Source organism: Clostridium algifaecis (genome assembly GCF_017874415.1).
GTDB classification, from domain to species: domain Bacteria; phylum Bacillota; class Clostridia; order Clostridiales; family Clostridiaceae; genus Clostridium_B; species Clostridium_B algifaecis.
The window spans coordinates 1-23,631 of sequence record NZ_JAGGLM010000031.1 but is presented as its reverse complement, the minus strand read 5'-3'; the positions used below and the strand labels follow the sequence as shown (position 1 = coordinate 23,631).

The following is a 23,631-nucleotide window of genomic DNA, read 5'->3' as shown; positions in this document are numbered from 1 at the left end:
TTTAAAGTTAACTTGAAAAACTTTAAAAACTTATTTTAGAAGATTATCTCATAATTTTCTAACACTTTCTATCCACTTTCTTATTTGACGGTTACATTAGACTCAATTATTTCTAATAATAGTAATATAAAAGAAAAAATAGATAAATCTCATTCTTTAACTTTAAGTGGACAAGATATAATAACTAAAATGATGAAACAAACTAATAATGTAAATGATATTATAAACGAATTTGATAGTAAAGTAATTGATTTAAATAAAAAGTCTGAGAACATTGAAAAAATAATCTATAGTATTACATCAATTGCAAAACAAACAAATTTACTTGCACTTAATGCCGCAATTGAAGCTACAAGAGCAGGCGAATCAGGAAAAGGCTTTGCTGTAGTTGCAAATGAAGTAAAAAAGCTTGCTGAAGAATCCTCAGATGCATCAGATATAATTATTAAAACAGTTAAAGAAATACAAAATAATACTTTAAATATGAAAGCTAATATGAAAAAAGGGACTTCAGAAATGCATCAAAATAAGAAACTTGCTGAAAAAGTATCTAATTCTTTTAATCTTATAAAATCATCTAATTTAGATATAATTGATGGAACAAAACTTATATTCAATGAAATAGAAAACATCACATCAAAAATGAAGACTATGCAAAACAATGGCAATAAATTATACGATATGACAAGCAACCTTTCTTGTGAATGCCAACAAACGTCAGCTGCAAGTGAAGAACAATCTGCTGGTATAAACGAAATATCAAATTCAGCAGAAAAGCTTAAATCAATGTCTTTTGAAATGGAAGATGCTATTAAACATTTTAAGATATAGTAAAAAAGTATAGAATGATGGAATGTCAGTAGGTTTGTGTAAAAGCCAAATCTACTGACATTTTTTCAATACAAAGTTTATTTTTATCATAAGCAGTTTCAATATCCAAGTATTCTGAATATAAAATACCTATCTCTTCTAAAAACAAAAAGAATTTGGATTTTTAAAAAAATCCAAATTCTTTTCTCAAATTGTGTTTAATAATAAACTAGATGAAGGGATACCATAAGATTTAGTTAAATTTTCTTAATTTTGTGCAGCATCTATATTTCTAAAGTATTTTTCCATTTCCTCTAATGATTTTCCTCTAGTTTCAGGTACCATCTTAGCTACACATACTATACATACAAATCCAAGTACTATAAATATTATAAATGTCTTTGAAAGTCCAAAAGCTGCTATTAGTACAGGGAAAGTTAAACCTACTGAGAAGTTACCCATCCAATTGAAGAAAGTTGCAACACCAAAACCAATTCCTCTTACTCTTTGTGGGAAAATCTCGGATAACAAAAGCCATGTCAAAGGTCCTATAGTAGCCTGATCAATAGCAAGGAACATCATAGTAAATGTAATTATCATATAAGGTAATATAGCTGAACCTGCAAATACATGTGATGCTACAGATATAATAAGCCAAATTACAGTAGTTCCGCAATATCCAAATAGTATTACAGTTCTTCTATTACATCTATTGGCCATTACATGCATATAAAACCATGATGAAATAACAGATACAATGCCATTACCTATATTAGCAATTAATGCTGTTTTAGTTCCAAAACCAGCTTTTTCTAGAAGAGTTGTACCATAATACATCATTACATTTACTCCTGCAAATTGCTGAATAAGTGCAATTACACATCCAATAATTACAATACGACGTATCCATGGAGTTCCTAAATCCTTAAAAGTAGCACGTTCCAAATGTTTTTCAGCTTCAATATTGATTTGAATTTCCTTAATTTCTGCTTCTGCAGCTTGTTCATTACGAACCTCTTTTAAAACTTCCAACGCCTCGGCAACTCTTCCATTTGCTGCAAGCCATCTTGGAGTTTCTGGAACTACTAACATACCAAACCATAAAATTACTGCAGGAATCGATGATAATGCTATCATATAACGCCAGATACCAGGATTTGAAGAAATATTTCCTAAAACACAATTAAATACATATGCTAAAAGTTGTCCTGTAACAATCATCAATTGATCTTGAGAAACAATACTTCCTCTTAATTCAGTAGGTGCCATTTCTGCAAGTAATGTTGGTACAACTACTGAAACTCCGCCTACACCTAATCCAACTACAAATCTACATACAATAATAATTGATGCAGTAGGAGATAGAGCACATCCTATAGTTGAAAAGAAGAAAATTGCTGCAAGTAACTTTAGAATTTTCTTTCTTCCATATTTATCAGAAAAACGTCCCATGATTACAGCTCCTAAAGCTGCTCCTAACAATAATGAGCTTGTGACAAAGCCTTCAGTTAAAGGTGTAAGATTAAGTTGATCTTTTCTAGATATAAAACTTAGTGCACCATTAATTACACCACTATCATACCCAAATAAAAGTGATCCAAAGGTGGCTAAAATTGATATTTTTCTTAAAAATCTTCTTTTACTCTTATCTTGTACTGCTTGTTCCATTTAAATTCCTCCCGATATATTTATTTGATTAGTCCTTGTACAATAATCCAATCATTTATTTGCTCATCTTTAGTTATATGAGTAAACTTTAGGGAAATTTTATTGTATACGTTTTACTGTAATCTTTTATTTGATAGACTTTTATATTTTCAGTTCATATAGTATAATAAAAATGAATCATATAAACTTATTTGATTCTTTTAGCTTTTATGGAGGACATATCCCAACTATGTCCCTCATATCAGCCTTTATTTTACCCAAATTATTAATCATTTTTTATATATTTACTATTTGCTAATTCTTAAAAGCCTATATTTTCTGCAATATATTTTCTACCTTTTATTGCATATTCAAGTGGATTTGCTATAGCTGGATCCTGCTCAGCCTCTACTAACATCCAACCTTCATAATCGTTATCTGAAAGCACTTTAAATATTGGTCCAAAATCTATGCATCCATCTCCTGGAACTGTAAAAGCTCCCTCTCTAACTCCTTTAAGAAAACTTAATTTTTCTTCTTTAACTTTAGCCTTTTTTTCTGGTCTTACATCTTTTAAATGTACATGTTTTATTCTCTTTGCATATTTCTTAGCTATAGCTACTGGATCTTCTCCTGAATATACCAAATGGCCTGTATCAAGTAATAGATAAACTAAATTATCATCTGTCATATCCATAAGCTTGTCTATTTCATCAGTAGTTTGAACCACTGTCCCCATATGATGGTGATAAACTATCTTCATGTCCTTTTCTTTTGCAAGTTCTCCCAATTTATTAAGTCCATCTGCAAGCTTTTTCCATTCTTCTTCATTCATGTGATATTTTCCTTCAAATATAGGAACATCCATTTTGCCTTGTATGCTGTGACCTTGCTCTGATACAACTATTACTTTAGCTCCCATATCATGCAAGAAATCTCTATGTTCAATAAAAGCTTTCTTTGTCTCTTCAAATGGCTTAGTTGTTAAAAATGCACTGAACCAGGCACTTGCTATTTGCAGTCCCCTCAAATCAAGAGCTTTTTTCAAAACCTTTACATCTTTAGGATACTTATTTCCTACCTCTGTACCTTTAAATCCCGCAAGTGCCATTTCACTTACAGCCTGTTCAAAAGTATTCTCTTTTCCTAAGTCTGGCATATCATCATTTGTCCAGCCTATAGGACAAATTCCTATTTTTACTTTATCTTTATTAAACATTCTAAAATTCCTCCCAATTTTAAAATAATTAAATTATATTTAGTATTTTATTTCTGATATTTTAACTGGTCTATTTTCCTTTAAAGATTTCTTTGCAGCTAGTCCTATAAGTACTGGCTTCAATCCATCGTATGCATTTACTGGAGTATCTTTATCGTTTACAATCGCGTCAACAAATTCTCTTATTTCTTCTGCATAAGCCTGCATATACCTCTGAAGGAAGAAGAACATTGGTTTTTCACCTGTAACACCATCTTTAGTTGATATAACTGCCGATGAATCTGAATCATTTGATATAGCAACCTGACCTTTTGATCCAAACACTTCTGCTCTCTGATCATATCCGTAAACAGATTTTCTTGAATTATCAATAACTGCCATTGCTCCGCTTTCAAGCTTTAAAGTTATAATAGCTGTATCAATATCTCCAGCTTCTCCTATTGCATCATCAACTAAAACATTTCCTGCAGCATAAACTTCAACAACTTCGCTGTCCATAAGATATCTAACCATATCAAAATCATGTATAGTCATATCAAGGAATATTCCACCGGATACCTTAACATAATCAATTGATGGTGGTTCAGGATCTCTTGAAGTTATTTTAAGTATCTGAGGCTTGCCTACTTTTCCGTCTATAACAGCCTGTTTAACAGCTCTAAAATTATGATCATATCGTCTGTTAAATCCAACTTGATATTTAACTCCAGGATTTTCTTTAAGTGTTTCTATAACTTCCTTTATTTTAGAAAGATCATGATCTATTGGTTTTTCACAAAATACATGCTTATGAGCTTTTATAGCTTCTATTGAAATTTTTGAATGAGTATCTGTTGAAGAGCATATTAAAACAGCATCAATTTCTGAATCCTCTAATATTTTTTTGTAGTCAGTATATACACATGGTATTCCCTTTTCTTTAGCCCATTTTTTTTGATCTTCATTTAAGAATGGATCAGCTATCGCTTTAATTTGTGCTTCCTTTACATATTTTGTTATACTTTCTCCGTGTACTCTTCCTATTCTGCCTGCACCAATAATACCTATTTTTAACATATAAAACATCTCCTTTTATAATTACTTAAATGATATAAGAAAATGATTACAACAAATAAATTAAATGTTTTCATTCACCTCTTATATATGATTATACACTGATTTTATATATTTGCAACATTTTTTGTGATTTATTGAGCATGTTTTGTATATATAATGAATATATGACGATTATAATATGCTGTTTAGATTTATTAATTTACTAATTGATAACAATATAACTTATTTAGATTAAGCTATATTGCACAATCAAGAAAAAACTATTAAATCCATGTATTGCCATTAAATTTGATAAAGCAAGTTGTTTTCTTTTAGACAAAAAAGTGATTCGGTATATGTATAAACATTATACTGAATCACTATATTTTAAAAAAAATTAAGCCATATATCAAATTTTATAATCGCTTCTATTATTTGTGCATTATTTAGTCTCTTGAAGATACGTCAAAGTTTTTTGTTTTATAATTTCTAAAAGATTCTTGTAGTTCTTCTAATGATTTATTAAACGTTTCAGGTACAAACTTATACGTATATATCCATGCTATAACCCCAATTACTATAAATACAGTAAATGCACCAGATATTCCAAATGTAGCTAATAATATAGGAAATAAAAATCCAACAAAGAAATTAGCTATCCATACAAAAAATGTACATATACCCATTCCCAATCCCCTTAATTTTATTGGAAAAATTTCAGATAATACAAGCCACATTACTGGTCCAATGTTCCCCTGAAAGAAAGCTAAAAAAATCATTGTCAAAATAATTACTAAATAAGGTAGTAAAACAGATCCCCCCAATACATGTCCAATAATAGTTATTCCCAGCATTGATAATGTAGTTCCAGTGCATCCACACAAAAGCATCGTTCTACGTCTAAATCTATTAGCCAAAAACTTCATATAAACAAATGCTGCAATAACAGACATACATCCATTTCCTACATTAGCAATCAGTGCTCCTTTGACTCCAAATCCAGATTGTTCCAAAATAGTTGTTCCATAATACATCATTACATTAATTCCTATAGCTTGTAGAATAATAGCCATTCCACTTCCAATTAGTATAAGACGTCTAATCCATGGTGTACATAAATCCTTAAATGTTACGCGTTCCAAATGTTTTTCTTCTTCAATATTTTTTTGTATTTCTTCAAGTTCTGATTCTGCTTCTGTTTCTTCGCGTAGTTTTTTTAATACCTCTAATGCTTTAGAGTCTTTTCCATTAGCAGCCAACCATCTTGGTGTCTCAGGTACTACTAACATTCCAAACCATAATATAACTGCTGGAATAGTTGCAATAACTATCATATAACGCCAAATACCAGGATTATTAAAAATATTTCCTAAAATAGCATTGAATACATATGCCAGTAATTGTCCAGTAACAATCATAAATTCATTTTGAGAAACAACACTACCTCTCTTATTTTTAGGAGCCATCTCTCCTAAAAACGTCGGTACAATAACTGAAGCTCCCCCTACTGCCAATCCCAATATAAATCGACAAACAATTATAACTGATGAATTAGGTGAAATCGAACAACCTATAGTTGCAAAAAAGAAAATAATAGCAAGAAGTCTAATTATTGTCTTTCTGCCATATTTATCTGATAAATGTCCTCCAAATACTGCGCCGAATGCTGCGCCAAATAATAATGCACTTGTAACTAGCCCTTCAGTAAGAGGAGTTAAATTTAATTGATCTGGTCTAGTCATAAAAGATAGCGCCCCATTAATTACTCCTGTATCATATCCAAATAAAAGTCCGCCAAAAGTTGATATGATAGATATTTTTTTTAAAAATCTTTTTTTCTCAATACTTTGTTCCATTACAGTTCCCCCTTATTTGTTTTTAATCCGTCGCTTCTACCCACCTTTCATTAGTTTTTATAATTTTTACTATTAAGCTTTTACATTTTTATTTCCTGTAGTATAATAAAATACGTTGTATACTTTAATATTCTACAGGAGTAGGTTAGCATATTTTGTCTTAAATAGTACTAGGCAAATATATGCTATACTTCTCTTGTTTTAATGCTTATATGCAAACGGTTTCTAAAATTTTATTTTCTAAAGAGGGCATAAAATTATAAAATAAAGTTTTATACCCTCTTTTTTACTAGGTTTTAAACTAACTATTTAAAAGTTCTTTTGATATTATCTTTCTAGTTTCTTGAGCAATACATGACATTCTCTCAGGATATCCAAATAGAGAAACGGATGCAATAGTATCTTCCATCTTTCCAAAATTCATTGATCTCAGCTGTTCGAAAAATGCATCAAAATCAACTTCTCCTTCTCCAATACCTAAATGTTGATGAATCGTAGCATCTACTCCTGGTGGATTAAGTATATATCGACAATCCTTTGTATGATTCATAGTATCAGCTACTATAACATGAGAAAGATCATCTCCTGCATATGCAAGCATTTTCTTTACATCTCCAATGCCATTATCATAAAAGAATGTATGTGCAGCACAATATAGATACTTAACATTATCACTACGAAGAGACTTTACCATGTCAACAGTTTCGTTGCTGTTCTCACAAAAATCATAAGGGTGAGACTGTATATCTACTCTAATACCTTCTCTCTCAAGAATTGGCAATAATTCTTCTATAGAGCGATACCACATCTCTTCACAAATCTCTGGTTGATTTGGATCACCTGAAAGTTCAGTATTAATAACATTAACATCTAGTTCAATTGCAATTTCAATAGCTCTTTTCCAATTACATACTGCAGCTTTACGACGTTCCTCATCTGGGCCTGACCAACGATAGATTGGAATCAAAGAAGAAATTTCAACTCCTGTTTCACGAAGTGCATCCTTATACTCTTTAATAATTTCCTTACTTGCCTTTGGATGCTTATAGAATGGCAAAATTTGAGGGTGTGGAGACTGTTCAATATATTTAAACCCCCAATCAGCAACTTGATGAACCATTTGTGTAACAGACATATTCTGTTTAAAAAGTACATCTGGATCAAACGCAATTTTCATCGTATAATCCTCCCAATTATAAATTTAGCTAATTTTATAGCAATTCTTATTTTTATATTAAAATATTAAATTATTTTTCAATGCTCTAAATGCTGATAGTTTGTTTTAAAGCATCAACAGATGTTTTTATTCCTGCTTCAACTGACATTGTCAAATCTTCCATTTCTAGAGACACAAAATCATCATAGCCCATCATTTTTACAACTGAAAAGAACTCTTTCCACCATTTCAAATCATTACCACAACCTACTGCAACATAGTTCCATGCACGGTTGGCAGAATCTTCAACTACTTTAGTTTCAAGTAAACCATTAACATCGGAAAGACCCCTTTCAATTCTTACATCTTTTCCATGTACATGATAGATAGCATCGCCAAGGGCACGTGCAGCTTGAATTGGATCAGCTCCCATAAACATTAGGTGAGATGGATCTAAATTTAATCCAATCATAGGATCGACTGCGTTTCTTAACTTGAATAAAGTTTCCGGATTATATACTAACATTGATGTAAAATTTTCTAGTGCAATTTTTTCAACTCCACATGCCTTAGCTTTTTTTACAACCTTTTTCCAGTAAGGAATAGCAACTTCTTCCCATTGATATTTCACTACATCTTGCAAAGTTGCAGGCCAACTTACAGTGTATGTAATCCAATTAGGTACTGTATCTTTTGCATTTGCTGCAGGAAGACCTGACATTGTAACAATTTTCTTTACCCCTAATAATTTTGCTAACTCTAAAGTTTTATCAATAACAGCACGGTGTGCTTCTCCCATAGGTCCAGGATCTAAAGGATTTCCTGAACAGTTTAATGCTGCTATTCCCATTCCACGATCAGTAAGAGCTTTCTTAAAAGCTTCTAACTTTTCTTTACTGTTTAACAGCTCATCAACACGAATGTGAGGAGCTGGAGACCATCCTCCAACTGACATTTCTACATAATCTATACCCATACCTTTAACTTTATCTAACATATCTTCATAGGACAATTTACCCAATACATCTGTACATATTGATAATTTCATAAAAACCCCTCACTTTTTAATTATTTTTTTAAAATTTAGAATATTCTTTCTAGTAGTTAATTATAAATATCATATTATTTAAAATCTACCCAGATACCACCAGCATTAGCTGATTTAACACAATTCTGAACCCAGCGAATACCCTCAATTCCAGCATTAATATCTGGATATACTAGATTCTTTAAGGTTTCTTTATCACCACGGTTTTTAGCATCAATAGCAATCGCAAACTTCAAATAAATATTTGCCCAAGATTCTGGCAAGCCTTCTGCATGAAGAGCCCCTAAACGTTCATCTGCATTACATTCATCATAAAGGTAAGGCATTGCTCGAATGAGTTTTTGAATTGGTTTGCCCTGAACTTCATATAATAATTCATTAGGCTGATTATCACTAAATTCTATGCTTGCTTTAGAGCCAACAATACGGATTCTATGACCATTCATGCAACCGGCGTTTACTGCTGATGCCCACATTCTTCCAACGGCACCATTTTCATATCTCATAAGGCAATATGCATTATCCTCCAATGGTTTACGGCTTTTAACAAAACTTTGGCGGTCACAAAGAACCTGTTTTATTTTCATATCAGGGCAAATTAGCTGTGACATATAATAAGTATGTGTAGATAGATCACCTAAAACAAAAGATGGACCCGAAATTTTAGGATTTACTCTCCATTTTTGTCCTTCATTAGTTTGGTCTGCTTTAAAGTCACAACCAAAACCATGAGTGTATTGAAGCTCTATCATATGGATTTGCCCTAGATCACCATTTTTTACCATAGAACGCATTTGAAGTAGCACCTGACTTCCAGAAAATCCATAGGTTACTCCAACAATCTTCCCCTTTTCTTCTGCAAGTGCTTTAATTTCCTCTCCTTGTCCTACTTCAAAGAACAGTGGCTTTTCACAAATTACATGTAATCCAGCATTGAGAGCAGCTTTGCAAATTTCATAATGCGTTGCATTTGGTGTTGCAATAGAAACTACTTCAACACCGTCCTTGCGTTTAGCTTCTTCTTGAAACATTGTTTTGTAGTCTGGATAACATCTACTAGGGTCAACGCCTAGATTTATGCCAAAATCTTTGCCTCGAGCTGGATCAATGTCGAACGCACCAGCTAGCAATTGAAATGCTGTATTATCTCTGAGAGCACCTAAACGATGCTTATATCCAACATTTCCTGTTCTGCCTCCACCAACCATTCCCCAACGAAGTGGTCTTTCGATCTTTCTTTCTCCATTTAACATAAAAAACATCTCCTTATAATTTATTGAAATCATTTTCAAAAGTACATCTATAGTATAATCTAAATATAAAAATACTTAAATATTGTATCTTGTCATATTATTCATATATATTGCTTTACTATTTATTTTACATTATAATTTTTATATAAAATCATGTAAGTGGAGGAATTTTTTATGAAAAGTATTGATCCTGGAGTTTTAGCCAATTCTTCATGTTTTTCTTTTACTCCATCCCAAACTGCAAAAAAGTTTTACTTTTATTTAATCTGGTGTGGACACTATTTTTGTACTAAAAAGTATTTTATAAAACGTGACTTTTTTCCATATTTATTATTAGTATATGTTCGAAAAGGGGAACTCATATTAGAATACAGGAAACACCATTATGCTGTGCAAAAGGGTATGGCAATACTAATTGACTGTCAAGAACCACATTATTATCATGCCTCAAATAGCTTGGAATTTTTGTATATTCATTTTGATGGTGTAAATTCTCATGATTTATGTCAGCATATTATGAACCAATATGGAGTTTTATTTCAAGGAAATAATATTATTACTATTGGTAAACTATTATATCAACTAGTAAAAAAGTGTGAAGATAATCAAGTTCTAATGCCTTCTGAAATTTCTTTAATTATTTACCATATTATATGTACTTTGGCTATAAACTCAACTGAAGACATAAAACAAAATTCACCTATAGATACTGCTATAAATTATATTCATAATAATGTTGATAAAAAAATTTTACTTAAAAATCTTGCACAGCTTACCAATTTAAGCACTTACTATTTCTCTCATATTTTTAAAATTCAAACTGGATATTCTCCTATAGAATACGTAATCAGTGAACGTCTTGATAAAGCTAAAGTATTATTAAAAACTACATCACTTTCTATTGATGAAATTGCTTTTCGCGTTGGCTATAAAAATACTGGAAGTTTTATTAATTTATTTGTGGAAAAGATAGGTTATTCTCCAAAAAAATTTCGAGAAACTCACATTTAAGTACTTGTTTTAAATACAAAAATTAATATCTAAAAAATGAAACACATTTAAAGCATATTTCAAAATATATAAATGTACCATTTTCAAAGTAATTAAGAATACGAACTTGAAAACGATATCTTTATAATTTTTATTTTTTTTTCATTGCTTCACTAGTGCAAAAAGAAATGGCTACTGAGCATAATTCAATAACCATTTCTTTTTCTTTACAAGAAAATAATTAGCCTAAAAGATTTTTTTCAATAATTTCTCTTGCTTTTGGAGCAATTTCATTCATCTTTTCAGGATAGCCGAATAATGATACAGAAGCAATAGTATCTTCTTTCTTTCCAAAATTCATTGCTCTTAATTGTTCAAAGAATGCATCAAAATCAACTTCTCCTTCACCTACACCTAGATGTTGATGAATTGTGGCATCTACTCCTGGAGGATTCAAAATATATCTGCAATCTTTTGTATGATTCATTGTATCTGCAACTATAACATGAGAAAGGTCATCACCTGCATATGCAAGCATCTTCTTTATATCACCAACACCGTTGTCATAAAAAAACGTATGTGCAGCACAATACAAATATTTAACATTGTTACTTCTTAATGATTTTACCATGTCAACGGTTTCATCATTATTCTCGCAAAAATCATATGGATGCGATTGAATATCAACTCTTATACCTTCACGTTCAAATATAGGAAGTAATTCTTCCATTGAACGATACCACATTTCTTCACATATTTCTGGTTGATTAGGATCTCCAGAAAGCTCTGTATTAATTACATTAACATCTAATTCAACTGCAATCTCAATAGCTCTTTTCCAATTTCTCACAGCTGCTTCTCGTCTTTCTTCATCTGGGCCTGACCAACGATAAATTGGAATTAATGAAGAAATCTTAACTCCAGTCTCACGAAGTGCATCTTTGTATTCTTTTATAATCTCTTTACTTGCCTTTGGATGTTTGTAAAATGGCAATATATGTGGATGTGGAGATTGCTCTATATATTTAAATCCCCAATCAGCAATTTGATGAACTACCTTTGTAACAGACATATTCTGCTTAAACAATACATCTGGGTCAAATGCAATTTTCATAATTAAAATGCCTCCTAATTATTACTATAATTTTATTTTGCGTAGAATTCTGGCATCTCACCTGTAGTAATTGGTTCAATAGCTCCTGAAGTTTGTGCTTTTACTAAAGCATCTGCAGTCATTGAAGCTAAATATCCGTCCCAAGCTGTCGGTCCATTTATTTCACCTTTGCCTGCCGAATTAATCCAATCCTGAAGTTCAACATCGTAAGCATCAATAAAACGATTTTTCCAGTTAGTTTCAATTCCAGTTGAAAGTAAACCATTCTTACGAGTAATTGGTGTAGATGGTGCTGGCATCTTAACTACGCCATCTTCACATACTACTTCACAGTTAACAAATACTTCAATTTCAATACAAATACCTTTTTTTGTGCGAAGAATCATAAGTTGAGGATCTTTTAGCTTAGAATGTGTGTATTTTGTAGAAACTGGCATAATAACCTGAGCTGACTCATATTCATCATCAATTAACCAATGAAGAACATCAATTTCATGAATTGCTGTATCATGTACTGCCATTGGAGTAGTATAGCTTGTGTCTACTTCTGGATTTCTATGAGTACAGTGTAATATTAAAGGTACACCAAACTCACCACTATCTAACATAGCCTTAACTTGATTGTAACCCTTATCATAGCGACGCATGAATCCAACTTGTACAAGATGCTTACCACCAGCTATTTCTGCATTAACAATTTCTTTACAGTCAGCAGCTGTAGTAGATAATGGTTTTTCTGTAAATACTGGCTTACCTGCAGCGATTGCCTGAAGAACAGGATCCTTATGCGCAAATCCAGGAGTAGTTACAACTATTGCATCAACCTCTGGATCATTTATAAGATCTGCACCATTTTTATATGTTTTAACACCATACTTCTCAGCTATAGCCTTAGGACCTGCTTCACAAATATCTGCTACTGCTATAACCTTTCCACCTGTTAGTACTTCATTAATTCTGCGAATATGATCTTTTCCAATTGCACCTGTACCAATAACTCCTATTCTTAATGTCATAATTTTATTCCTCCCCTATATAATGTAGTCATAATATTCAATAGAAAACTATCTTAAATTCTAGTGAAATATTACAACTCATTTATTTTTTATTATTCAAAGATCCTCTACCCAATGGGGTGTACTAATCTCATCTAACTTAGTTTTCTATTAAATGACTTTAACCTATATTAAAATATTTTCCAACTACTGCTACTGTCTTCTCTTTACCAATTTTGATTGCTTCTTCTATTTCCAATTCATAATATTCTGGTCTGAATAATTCTACTGATGCCATTTCGCTATATCCTATTTCTTTTAATGTAGAGAATATTCCATCAAGATCTATTGCACCTTCACCAGGCCATAATCTGTCTTCATCTGTTAATATACCAATTGGAAAGTCTTCTGTATCATTTATATGAACTACAAATATCTTTGATCCATCAGCATGTTTTAAGTCTTCAAGATTTGATCCCATTCCATGAAAATGGAAACAGTCCAAAGTTATACCTACATTATCTCTATTTACAGTTTTTATAATGTCATAAGCTTGTCCAAAGGTATTTACTGTTGCTTGTGGATGTCCTAAAAACTCTACTGCTATTCTAATTCCATATTTTTCTCCAATGTCTGCTAATTCATTTAATACCTTTACACAGCTTTCTTTAATTTTTGTTTTTGTAATTTTCTCAGTAGTTACAAGCGGAACTGCTATAATAGTATTACAACCAATTTTTTGTCCTACTTCACATAAATATTTGAACTCTTCTTTTATTTCTTTGTAACCGACTTCATCCCTATTATTAAAGAATACTAATGTATTAAATGCATATGGTTTAATTTTATGAGTCTTAAAATAATCTGCGAGATCTTCAACAGTATGAGTTTCAAGATAATCTTTTAACTTATCCATTGTCCTAATTTCAATTAAATCATACCCATATTTTTCACAAAACTTTAAATCCTTTTCAAGTGAAGATTTTTTCATTGTTGTTGCTTCATTAAAACCGATTTTCATAATAATATCCTCCTTAAATTTATATAAAATTTTATATTTTTCTCTAGTGCAGCATAATGTAATTATGTTGTACAGATTAAAATACTATAGAAAACTTATTTAGCAATTAATCTTTTGTTCATAAAGACACTATTTCGCATTACGTGTGCGGGCACGAAAAATGTAAAAAAATAAAAATATTTAATCGTTAATCTCTTATTTTTAAAAATTCTATTTGTTTTTGTGCTCGGGCACGAAAAATGTAAAAAATAAAAAAATGTTTAAATATTATTTAACAAATTGCTTTTTTCACTGTACATTATTTAAAACGTATTTAAGTATCATGTACTTTAGTAATATTATACAACTGTTGCTTTTAAAATACAACAATAAAATAATAAAAAAATCTTATTTATTAATTTACTTTCATCTAAGTATATTTAATTTATATTTTATAAAATCTTTGTTCTGGAAATTGAACAATAAATGGTAAAGAAAAAATCAAATAAGTAAATTTAGAATACTTAATCTAATGCTTTTATATAAACCTCTAAGTGATTTTTTAATATCTTATGTGCAGAATTTAATTTGTGATATAATAAACCCATGTGTATAATCGGATTGAGGTGTATAATGATGAGAGCTACTATTAGATCTATTGCAGAAATTGCAAAAGTCTCAAGAGGAACTGTTGATAGAGTTTTACATAATAGACCTGGAGTAAGCCAGAAAGTAAGAGAAGAAGTAAAAAAAATAGCAGATGAAATGGGATATAAAGTTAATTGGGCTGGGAGATCGCTGGCATACCAAAAAAATCCTGTAAAAATAGGGGTTATTATCTTAGATAAAAATGATTCTTCATTTGATGAAATTTATAAAGGTATTAAACAGGCTTATCATGAATTGAAAGACTCTGGTATTACAGTAGAGTGCTGCGTTATGAAAAGTGTTACTATTGATGAACAATTAAGATGCATAAAAGAGTTAGAGAATAAAAATATACGAGGATTAGCTCTATCCCCTCTAGATGAAGAAATAATAAGATTAGAATTAAATAAAATTTCTAAGAAGAATATAAAGATAATAACTTTCAATACTGATATACTTGACATAGAAAAGCTTTGTTATGTAGGACAGGACTTAATAAAAAGCGGAAGAGTTGCAGGGCAACTTATGGGAAAATTGTTACCTAAAAATGGAAATGTAGCAATTATTACAGGACTGTCAAAATTAAAAGCTTTAGATGAAAGACAGATAGGTTTTGAAGAAATTATAAAACATGACTATCCAGGAATTAAAGTAGTTGATGTAGTAAAAATATTTAATTATAAAGAATCTCCTTATTTAAAAACAATCGAGCTTTTTAGAAAACATAGTGATTTAAATGGTATTTTCATCACCGGTAGAGGTATAGATGGAGTTGCAAAAGCAATTCATGAACAAAATAAAAAGGACATAAAATTTGTGTGCTTTGATTTAAATCCTGATACTATTAAATTTATTAATGATAATACAATAGATTTTACAATAACTCAAGAACCTTTAATGCAAGGATATTTGCCTATAAAAATTTTTTTTAACTATTTTTTTCGAAACAAGTTGCCATCTAAGAAATATTTGTATACTAAACTTGAAATTAAAACAAAAGAAAATATTTAAAACTAATCGAATATTTTCTATCACTCTAATGCATCGAGCATAACCTAGGATTAAAAATTATCAGAAAATAAAAATATAATTTATAAACTGAAATTAATAGTACAAACTTAGCAAAAATTTATTAGCTATTTATAAAATAAATTGCTCTATAAATTATTCGAAATATTGTTACTTTCAGTATTCATAAAGCATAAAATTATAAAAGATATAGTTTTTTGCTTTAAATTTTTGTTAATACATATATTTATTGACAATAGATCTTTTGTAAAGTTATAATTAAATTAAGATTTAACCGTTATCAATCGGAGTTATATCAGCAATAAATAATTCAAAATTTAAAGAATATACTTTATTTACTTTTAATCATATTTTTTTCAATAACTATTCTGTCTGATCTTATGCAAGTTGCTCCATTCTATAGAATATCGTGTAATAGAACACTTAAGCCAATAGTCTCTATTTGTTGTTAAAAGATATGGTTTCTAAAACACCTCTACTTTTAATCTTGGAAATTGAGATTCATGAGTAATTTTTAGAGATACTAATATATTCGACATTAAAGGGAATAAAATCTTTGAAACCTAACGAGTTAAAGAGTTCTGATCTTGAAAATAGCTAATTATTGATTTATATGGGGGGGAAGGTTCTTATGATCCAATATTTTGTAAAAAGTAACTACGAATCTAGTTTTAAGAATAATAATTTTCCTAAATTAGTACATATATGTAAAGCTAAAAAAGTTGACAATAAATTCCCAAGAATAATGCATATGCATAAGGATATGGTAGAAATCGTTTTTATAAAGGAAGGTTCTGGAATTCACACTATTGGAAATAACAAATATAAAACAAAGAAGGGTGATATACTTATATATAATAAAGATGTGCTTCATGATGAACGTTCCAATCTTCAATTTAGCACATACGTTTGTGGTATAACTAATGTAAAAATAGAAGGACTAGAAGAAAATCATTTAATACCTGATAATATTAAGCCCATAATAAGTAGCGGTAAATATTTCAACGTAATTGAAAATATATTTAAAACGATGTATTCTGAAATCGTTTTAAATGATAAAGGTGCTGAAGAAACTTGTAATTATTTACTTTTAACCATTATAAGTATAGTGCTTAGGCTAATAGATTTATCAGGAAATAAATTGGAACAAGAAAAATACCAACTTGGAAAAAGAATAAAAAAATACATTGATGATAATTTTTTAGGTAATTTAAACATCAAAACTTTATCTGAAAATTTAGGAATTAGCCCATATTATCTTATACATACATTTAAAAATGAAACAGGCTATTCTCCTATGCATTATATAATAAACCGAAAAATAGGAGAAGCTCAAAATCTCTTAATAAACACAAATTATTCTGTAGCAGAAATAGGTACTATAGTAGGCTATGATAATCCAAATTATTTCAACATGCTTTTCACTAAAACAATAGGTATGTCACCTGGAAAATATAGAAAATATTTTGTAAGCAAAAATTTTAAACAAGCTAAATAATAAATGTGAATACAATAAACTTAATATAAGGGGTTGTCGCACTAAATATGTTAATGCGACAACCCCTTATATACTAAAAGCTAGTACTTTCTTGCACTGCTGAGCCTCTTCTGTCTTTCAGCATATGCATCCTGTATTGATTTTCTATTTGAAACCTCAGCGACACCAACATGCCACCAAGCATCATAACCATCTGTCATAGTTTTTGGTAAAACTTTTATATCTATTAAAGTAGATACTTTCTGATTCTTAGCATCTTTTAACGCATTCTTTAATTCATCAATAGTTTTTACTGTGTATGTCTTAGCTCCATAACCTTCTGCACATTTTGCAAAATCTATAGGAACATACTCTCCATTCAATCTATTTTGATCTTCATTTCTAAATCTAAACTCTGTTCCAAAACTTTCAATACCATTTGACATTTGTAAATTATTTATACATCCAAAGCCACAATTATCAAACAAAAGTACATTTATCTTCTTTCTTTCTTGAATTGAAGTTATAAGCTCTGAATGTAACATTAAATAGCTTCCATCTCCAACCATTGCATATACTTCTTTATCAGGTTCTGCAAGTTTTACACCTAAAGATCCTGATATTTCATATCCCATGCATGAATAACCATATTCCATATGATAGCTGTATTTTTTGCTTGACCTCCAAAGTCTTTGTAAATCTCCTGGAAGACTTCCGGCAGAACCAATTACTACATAATTTCCATTAAACTCTTTTTCTACAAACTTATTAATCTCACCTACAACTGTAGTTTGTGGAAGTGCAGATCCATACAGCTTATAAAATTCTTTCAAAAAATCTTCATTTTGTCCAGCTATTTCAGGTTTAAAATCTGTTTTTGGATATTCAATGCTATACAGCCTCTTTACTTCATTTTCCCATTTATTTTTAGCTTCTATTATTTCATTTTTATATGAACTCTTATACTTTAATTTTTTAAGCGCTTCCTTTAATTGTATAAGGCATGCTTTAGCATCTCCTACTACTTTTGTCGCATCCATCTTGTATGCCTGAAATACAGAGGCATTTACTGTAACAAAATCAACATCTTTATTTCTGAAAAGTTCCTTTGATCCTGATGTAAAATCAGTAAATCTAGTTCCTACACCTATTACTAAATCAGCACTTTCAGCTATAAGGTTTGCTGCTAAGTTTCCTGTAACTCCAACTCCACCAAGATTTAATTCAAAATTGCTCTCTACAGAACTCTTTCCAGCCTGTGTTTCACCAATAGGTATATTAAACTCTTTTGCAAATTCTTTAAGTTCTTCACCTGCTTCTGAGTATTTTACACCGCCGCCACAAATAAGTAATGGCTTTTTCTTTGAAGTTATTAATTTAACAGCATCTTCTATTTCCTCATCAGTTGCTTTTCTTCTAGGAATTACATGTACCCTCTTTTTAAAGAAATAATCTGGAAAATCATAAGCTTCACCTTGAACATCCTGAGGTAATGCAATGCATACTGCTCCAGTATCATCTAAGCTTGTAAGTACTCTCATAGCATTTATCATAGCATTCATCAACTGTTCCGGTCTGCTTATTCTATCCCAATACTTGCACACAGCTTTATATGCATCATTCGTAGTCATTGAAGCATTATTTGTATGTTCAACCTGTTGAAGTACAGGATCTGGTTGTCTTGTTGCAAATGTATCTCCCGGAAGCAACAAAACCGGTATATTATTAGCAGTTGCAGTTCCAGCTGCTGTTACCATATTTGCTGCTCCTGGCCCTATAGACGATGTACATGCATATATCTTTTTCCTTCTATTTTGTTTTGCAAATGCCACAGCTGCTTGAGCCATACCCTGCTCATTTTTTCCCTGGCGAACCTTGAGTTCTCCTGGATCCTGCTGCAGTGCCTGTCCAAGTCCTACTACATTTCCATGACCAAATATCGTAAATATTCCTTCTACAAATCTGCTTTCCTTGCCATCAAATCTTATATATTGATTATTTAAAAATTTAACTAATGCTTGAGCTGTAGTCAACCTAATTGTACCCATTTTTAAACCTCCTCCTGCTTTTTTCGTATTATTTCTCAGGCCATATTTTTACATCTTTATTCCATAACCATTTGTGTTCATCTACATCTATTCTGTCAGTCCAAGGATTATCCTTAAGATGTCTTATCATCCAGCAATAGTACATAGCATATCCAGGTGCTGATGTTTGAGGATGGACATCCCCTCCATGTATAGCAACATAACTATTGTCTGATATTTTATGTGCATCGTCTCCTGTAAGACATAATCCCAGTCCCTGAGGTTTATTAAATTTATAATAATAAACTTCAGGTTGTGGATGATAATGTGGTGGATAGCTTGACCATTTACCAGGATAAGTTATAACTTCTCCCATTACCATATTGGAATAAGGTGCATTGTGGTAATCAAATACTGTTCTTACTACTCTCCTTGCAGTGTCATTCCATACTCCCTTGCCAAATATATCACTTTGACAATCTTTTGGAGAATAGAATTTTGCTTTAAAATCCTTTTGATTTTCTGTAGCTTGATATATTATTTCACTTTCTTCTTCTGCCTTAACTGTTACTTTTGTACCATGTGGCACATGAAGACACCATGGATCTTCATCAAATACTGAATGTCTTTCCATAATTTCTTTATTACCAGACCATTCTATTTCAACTTTTCCAGTCAAGAGGAGTACAGCTATTTCTTTTTCGCTTTCCTCATAAGACTCTTCTGAGCCCTTTTTAAGTTTGTTTACAGAAATGTCCATAAGCATTTCTTTATATGCACCATCTATATTGCATATTTTATTAGCTCCATATTTTAAAGAACCTAAATTACCAAACTCGCTCATACTCATATATAAATTCCTCCTATTCCTAAGCTCTTGCTACCATTTCCCCATATTCAGCCTTTTCCTTTTTTATAAATTCTTTTATTGCATCAGCTGTAGGCATTGCATCTGAACAGCTGTGGCTTGCAACTAACATTGCAGCAGAAGCACTACCAAATTCAAGCGCGTCCATTATGTCCCAACCTTCCAAAAGTGCATATATAAATGCAGAGCCATAAGCATCTCCCCCGCCAAATGATTTTAAAAGCTTTACAGGAAAAGGTTTTATATTATAGCTCTTTCCATCATTTGTGTAAGCAGTTGAACCATCTTTACCATGTTTTATAACTACAATTTTATTTCCATATCCAATCCATCTTTTAGCAGTTTCCTCATCACTGCTATTTTTTGCAATCAATCCTTCCATAAGATCAAATTCTTCCTTTGATCCTATTATAAGATCACTATTCTTTCCCACTATAGAATAATAAATTGCAATTTCATCTTTATCATGCCAGTTATATTCTCTATAATCTATATCAAAAATAACTACTGTATTATGTTTTTTAGCATATTCAAGCGCCTTTAAAGCAGCTTCTCTCGATGGGCTCTGTGCCAGTGATGTTCCTGAAATTGAAATAGCTTTTGCATTTTTTATATATTCCTCATCAATTTCATCTACATTTAGGCTTAAATCAGCAATAGCATTTCTATACATTAAAATGCTGCTCTCTGTAGGACTCAGTATTTCTGTGAAAGTAAGTCCTAAAGATTCACCATTTTTTGCTCTATAAATCTGTGATGTATCTATTCCTTCTTTTTTGAAATAATCAACTATAAAATCTCCAAATCTGTCATTGGATATTTTTCCTATAAAACCTACTTTTTTGCCTAACCTTGCAAGTCCAACTGCTACATTTGCAGGTGATCCTCCGAGATATTTTTTAAAAGTCGTGCTTTCAGCTAAAGTTCTATTTACATCTACCGGGTTAAAGTCTATTGTCGCTCTACCAAGTGGTATCACATCAAATTCTCTATTATTATTAAATTCAATATATTTCATTTTTTTCCTCCTTTTATGCCTTATTTTCAGTTCCAAATATTTTAATATGCCTCTTTACATTTAAGTAAGCGCCATAAACTTCAGCTTCATGTAATTTAAAATAATCAATAGTATCTGATTTATCACAAAGTGCCTTTACATTTTTAGCAACAGACATGAATGTAGCAGTAGCTATATTTATTTTTCTCATTCCAAGGGTCACACATTTTCTAAAATCATCATCACTTATACCTGATCCTCCATGTAACACAAGTGGAACATCTATGTTTTTATCTACATCCTTAAGTACATCAAAATTCAAGTTAGGTGAACCTTTGTACACTCCATGAGCATTTCCAATTCCTATTGCCAGCGCATTTACACCTGTTTCTTCATAAAATGTCTTTGCATCCTGTGTATCCGTATACATAGCTGATATTTTCTCAGAACCATCTTCACTTCCACCAACTCTTCCAATTTCAGCTTCTACAGAAGCTCCATATTTTTTGGCTTCCTTTATGACTTCTTTCGTCAAATTTATATTTTCTTTTAATGGATGTTTTGATCCGTCTATCATAACAGATGTAAATCCTAACTTAAGAGCTTCTTCTATACAATCTATAGTAGTACCATGATCTAAATGCACCGCTACAGGAACTTTAGCATTTCTTGCAGCTGCCATCATAACAGGTCCTATTAATTGCAGCGGCGAATGAGACAACCTTGACTCTGCAATTTGAAGTATAATAGGTGCATTTAATTCCTCTGCCGCTTTTACAGCCCCCATTATCATTTCCATGTTTGCAATACTAAAAGCTCCTACTGCATAACATTTTTTATCTGCTTCTTTTAACAAATTTTCCAATTTTTCTAGTGACATACTTTCACCTACTTCCACAGTCCCTTATATATGTTTATTATATCTTCTTTCTTTACTTCTCTTCTTGTATTCTGTGGGCTTCCACTATCTAGTGCATCTCCTGCCATCTTGTCCAAACTATTAAAGAATTTAGTCCTGTCTGCCCCGAATTCCTCCAAAGTCTGCACATGCAAATCAGAACACAATTTTCCAACTCCGTCTATAAATGCCTGTCCAGCTTCCATATCGCTCATTCCATCTTTATATATTCCAACAATTTTTGCAAGATCACAAAATTTATCGGGTGCTCCTGATAATGCAAACTTTAAGCAATCTGTAAGAAGCATTGCGTTTGAAAGTCCATGTGGCACATGAAAGATAGCTCCTATCGGTCTGCTCATTCCATGTACTATGGTAACTGAAGAGTTATTAAATGCTATTCCAGCTTGAAGTGCTGCTATAGACATTTCTGTTCTTGCCTCAACATTAGATCCATTATTATAAGCCTCATGTAAATTATTGAATATCTTCTTTACAGCAGAAATTGAAAATATCTCAGACATAGGCTGAGCAAGTTTTGAAGTGTATGACTCAATTGCATGAGTTAATGCATCCAGTCCAGTTGCAGATGTAACACTCTTTGGGGATGTCATTGTAAAAATAGGATCTACAACCGCAACGGTTGGAATCAAATAAGGTCCCTTTAAAAGCATCTTTATATTTTTTTTAGTATCTGTTATTATAGTAAACTGAGTTGCCTCCGAACCTGTTCCTGCTGTTGTTGGTATAGCAACCAATGGTGGTGTTTCCTTTTCTATTACTTTTCCTAAGTAATCATTTATGCTACCAGGATTGGTTATCATTGCACCTATGGCTTTCATTGTATCAATAGGACTTCCTCCGCCTAATGCTATTAAAAAGTCACAATTTTCTTCTTTGTATTTCTTAATTCCATTATCAACCATAATATCAGTAGGTTCGCCATTTACTTCATGGTAAACAGAAAATTTTACATTATTTTTTTCCAATAGATTTGTAACATTATTTATACTACCCAATTTCACCATAACATCATCTGTTATAATAAGTGCCTTACTGCCAAGTGATTTTATCTTGTCTCCTGCCTTGTCCAAAGCACCTTCACCTGTAAAAATGTACCTTGGCATTAAAAATAAATTACTCATTTCTTCACCTTCTCAATATATATTTATTGTATTGCTTTTCTAAATTATTATTTTATTGTTATATTATGATTATCTTTTGATTATATATTAGCATCATTGTATTGTATAGTCAATACTTTTTATTATTTCTTGTATTGTTTTTTGTATTATTTATATAAATGCTATTTTATGGGTATATTTTGAATAATTTTTAATCAATATCACAATAAATTATTTACTTTTATAAAATTTTATATATAATTATATATAGGATATACAAGATCATTCATATACTGAACATATATAAATAACTAAAATTTGAATTGCATCATAGATATATATTTTAGAGTAAGCTCGGAAACTAATTTCAAGCTGGCTCAAAAATATTGGTTATGTTATTTTTGTGCAGATAACTCTTAGAGGAAGACATTATTCCTAAA

At 31.0% G+C, this 23,631-nt stretch carries 19 protein-coding genes; 4 read left to right on the top strand and 15 right to left on the bottom strand.

The genetic code is table 11. The annotated features are described in order from the left end of the window. Positions 1-84: 84 nt before the first annotated feature. A complete protein-coding gene (locus J2Z42_RS13725) occupies positions 85-831 on the top strand; it encodes a methyl-accepting chemotaxis protein (protein WP_209703334.1) in 747 nt (248 codons plus the stop codon). A 246-nt stretch (positions 832-1,077) separates the two neighbouring features. Here J2Z42_RS13725 and J2Z42_RS13720 read toward each other — a convergent pair whose 3' ends face one another. From J2Z42_RS13720 to J2Z42_RS13690, 7 genes are all read right to left on the bottom strand, one after another. Further along, complete coding sequence (locus J2Z42_RS13720) at positions 1,078-2,478, bottom strand: sugar porter family MFS transporter (RefSeq protein WP_209703333.1); 1,401 nt, start codon at positions 2,476-2,478, stop codon at positions 1,078-1,080. Between the two features lie 301 nt (positions 2,479-2,779). Further along, entirely contained in the window at positions 2,780-3,676 is an 897-nt protein-coding gene (iolE, locus tag J2Z42_RS13715; protein WP_209703332.1) for a myo-inosose-2 dehydratase, read from the bottom strand. A gap of 39 nt (positions 3,677-3,715) precedes the next feature. Continuing rightward, entirely contained in the window at positions 3,716-4,732 is a 1,017-nt protein-coding gene (gene iolG, locus J2Z42_RS13710; protein WP_209703331.1) for an inositol 2-dehydrogenase, read from the bottom strand. Positions 4,733-5,157: 425 nt separating this feature from the next. Further along, on the bottom strand, positions 5,158-6,567 hold the full coding sequence (locus J2Z42_RS13705) for a sugar porter family MFS transporter (RefSeq protein WP_209703330.1): 1,410 nt from the start codon (positions 6,565-6,567) through the stop codon (positions 5,158-5,160). Between the two features lie 301 nt (positions 6,568-6,868). Beyond that, positions 6,869-7,744, bottom strand: coding sequence for a sugar phosphate isomerase/epimerase family protein (locus J2Z42_RS13700; protein WP_209703329.1), 876 nt, complete (start codon positions 7,742-7,744; stop codon positions 6,869-6,871). Between the two features lie 85 nt (positions 7,745-7,829). Continuing rightward, entirely contained in the window at positions 7,830-8,771 is a 942-nt protein-coding gene (locus tag J2Z42_RS13695) for a sugar phosphate isomerase/epimerase family protein (protein WP_209703328.1), read from the bottom strand. 74 nt (positions 8,772-8,845) lie between these two features. Beyond that, positions 8,846-10,024: a Gfo/Idh/MocA family protein gene (locus J2Z42_RS13690; protein ID WP_209703327.1), complete on the bottom strand. Its 1,179-nt coding sequence runs from the start codon at positions 10,022-10,024 to the stop codon at positions 8,846-8,848. Between the two features lie 174 nt (positions 10,025-10,198). Here J2Z42_RS13690 and J2Z42_RS13685 point away from each other — a divergent pair, with 174 nt between their 5' ends. Further along, the gene (locus J2Z42_RS13685) at positions 10,199-11,035 is read left to right on the top strand and encodes an AraC family transcriptional regulator (protein WP_209703326.1); all 837 of its coding nucleotides are present in this window, start codon (positions 10,199-10,201) and stop codon (positions 11,033-11,035) included. Positions 11,036-11,255: 220 nt separating this feature from the next. Here the strand turns inward: J2Z42_RS13685 and J2Z42_RS13680 are convergent, their stop codons facing one another. The 3 genes from J2Z42_RS13680 to J2Z42_RS13670 all read right to left on the bottom strand — a co-directional run bounded on the left by J2Z42_RS13680 (position 11,256) and on the right by J2Z42_RS13670 (position 14,144). Next, a complete protein-coding gene (locus J2Z42_RS13680; protein WP_209703325.1) occupies positions 11,256-12,128 on the bottom strand; it encodes a sugar phosphate isomerase/epimerase family protein in 873 nt (290 codons plus the stop codon). Between the two features lie 32 nt (positions 12,129-12,160). Continuing rightward, the gene (locus J2Z42_RS13675) at positions 12,161-13,144 is read right to left on the bottom strand and encodes a Gfo/Idh/MocA family protein (RefSeq protein ID WP_209703324.1); all 984 of its coding nucleotides are present in this window, start codon (positions 13,142-13,144) and stop codon (positions 12,161-12,163) included. A 160-nt stretch (positions 13,145-13,304) separates the two neighbouring features. Beyond that, the gene (locus J2Z42_RS13670) at positions 13,305-14,144 is read right to left on the bottom strand and encodes a sugar phosphate isomerase/epimerase family protein (protein WP_209703323.1); all 840 of its coding nucleotides are present in this window, start codon (positions 14,142-14,144) and stop codon (positions 13,305-13,307) included. Between the two features lie 615 nt (positions 14,145-14,759). Between J2Z42_RS13670 and J2Z42_RS13665 the strand changes: the two genes are divergently transcribed. Both J2Z42_RS13665 and J2Z42_RS13660 read left to right on the top strand, forming a co-directional pair. Further along, positions 14,760-15,782 (top strand): LacI family DNA-binding transcriptional regulator, encoded by a 1,023-nt coding sequence (locus J2Z42_RS13665; protein WP_209703322.1) that lies wholly within the window; start codon positions 14,760-14,762, stop codon positions 15,780-15,782. 649 nt (positions 15,783-16,431) lie between these two features. Then, positions 16,432-17,298, top strand: a complete 867-nt coding sequence (locus J2Z42_RS13660) for an AraC family transcriptional regulator (RefSeq protein ID WP_209703321.1) — start codon at positions 16,432-16,434, stop codon at positions 17,296-17,298. A gap of 80 nt (positions 17,299-17,378) precedes the next feature. Here J2Z42_RS13660 and iolD read toward each other — a convergent pair whose 3' ends face one another. From iolD to J2Z42_RS13635, 5 genes are read right to left on the bottom strand one after another with little or no spacing between them, the layout of a single operon-like run. Then, entirely contained in the window at positions 17,379-19,325 is a 1,947-nt protein-coding gene (gene iolD, locus J2Z42_RS13655) for a 3D-(3,5/4)-trihydroxycyclohexane-1,2-dione acylhydrolase (decyclizing) (RefSeq protein WP_209703320.1), read from the bottom strand. Positions 19,326-19,353: 28 nt separating this feature from the next. Next, the gene (locus tag J2Z42_RS13650; RefSeq protein WP_439897333.1) at positions 19,354-20,154 is read right to left on the bottom strand and encodes a 5-deoxy-glucuronate isomerase; all 801 of its coding nucleotides are present in this window, start codon (positions 20,152-20,154) and stop codon (positions 19,354-19,356) included. A gap of 19 nt (positions 20,155-20,173) precedes the next feature. Further along, positions 20,174-21,190: a 5-dehydro-2-deoxygluconokinase gene (gene iolC / locus J2Z42_RS13645; protein WP_209703319.1), complete on the bottom strand. Its 1,017-nt coding sequence runs from the start codon at positions 21,188-21,190 to the stop codon at positions 20,174-20,176. Between the two features lie 13 nt (positions 21,191-21,203). Continuing rightward, entirely contained in the window at positions 21,204-22,049 is an 846-nt protein-coding gene (locus tag J2Z42_RS13640; protein WP_209703318.1) for a class II fructose-bisphosphate aldolase, read from the bottom strand. Between the two features lie 8 nt (positions 22,050-22,057). Next, entirely contained in the window at positions 22,058-23,212 is a 1,155-nt protein-coding gene (locus J2Z42_RS13635) for an iron-containing alcohol dehydrogenase (RefSeq protein ID WP_209703317.1), read from the bottom strand. Positions 23,213-23,631 lie beyond the last annotated feature (419 nt).

Coding starts and splice junctions, on each gene's coding strand:
- J2Z42_RS13720 (WP_209703333.1), bottom strand. CDS start 2,478: ATGGAACAAGCAGTACAAGATAAGAGTAAAAGAAGATTTTTAAGAAAA.
- iolE (WP_209703332.1), bottom strand. CDS start 3,676: ATGTTTAATAAAGATAAAGTAAAAATAGGAATTTGTCCTATAGGCTGG.
- iolG (WP_209703331.1), bottom strand. CDS start 4,732: ATGTTAAAAATAGGTATTATTGGTGCAGGCAGAATAGGAAGAGTACAC.
- J2Z42_RS13705 (WP_209703330.1), bottom strand. CDS start 6,567: ATGGAACAAAGTATTGAGAAAAAAAGATTTTTAAAAAAAATATCTATC.
- J2Z42_RS13700 (WP_209703329.1), bottom strand. CDS start 7,744: ATGAAAATTGCGTTTGATCCAGATGTACTTTTTAAACAGAATATGTCT.
- J2Z42_RS13695 (WP_209703328.1), bottom strand. CDS start 8,771: ATGAAATTATCAATATGTACAGATGTATTGGGTAAATTGTCCTATGAA.
- J2Z42_RS13690 (WP_209703327.1), bottom strand. CDS start 10,024: ATGTTAAATGGAGAAAGAAAGATCGAAAGACCACTTCGTTGGGGAATG.
- J2Z42_RS13685 (WP_209703326.1), top strand. CDS start 10,199: ATGAAAAGTATTGATCCTGGAGTTTTAGCCAATTCTTCATGTTTTTCT.
- J2Z42_RS13680 (WP_209703325.1), bottom strand. CDS start 12,128: ATGAAAATTGCATTTGACCCAGATGTATTGTTTAAGCAGAATATGTCT.
- J2Z42_RS13675 (WP_209703324.1), bottom strand. CDS start 13,144: ATGACATTAAGAATAGGAGTTATTGGTACAGGTGCAATTGGAAAAGAT.
- J2Z42_RS13670 (WP_209703323.1), bottom strand. CDS start 14,144: ATGAAAATCGGTTTTAATGAAGCAACAACAATGAAAAAATCTTCACTT.
- J2Z42_RS13665 (WP_209703322.1), top strand. CDS start 14,760: ATGAGAGCTACTATTAGATCTATTGCAGAAATTGCAAAAGTCTCAAGA.
- J2Z42_RS13660 (WP_209703321.1), top strand. CDS start 16,432: ATGATCCAATATTTTGTAAAAAGTAACTACGAATCTAGTTTTAAGAAT.
- iolD (WP_209703320.1), bottom strand. CDS start 19,325: ATGGGTACAATTAGGTTGACTACAGCTCAAGCATTAGTTAAATTTTTA.
- J2Z42_RS13650 (WP_439897333.1), bottom strand. CDS start 20,154: ATGAGTATGAGCGAGTTTGGTAATTTAGGTTCTTTAAAATATGGAGCT.
- iolC (WP_209703319.1), bottom strand. CDS start 21,190: ATGAAATATATTGAATTTAATAATAATAGAGAATTTGATGTGATACCA.
- J2Z42_RS13640 (WP_209703318.1), bottom strand. CDS start 22,049: ATGTCACTAGAAAAATTGGAAAATTTGTTAAAAGAAGCAGATAAAAAA.
- J2Z42_RS13635 (WP_209703317.1), bottom strand. CDS start 23,212: ATGAGTAATTTATTTTTAATGCCAAGGTACATTTTTACAGGTGAAGGT.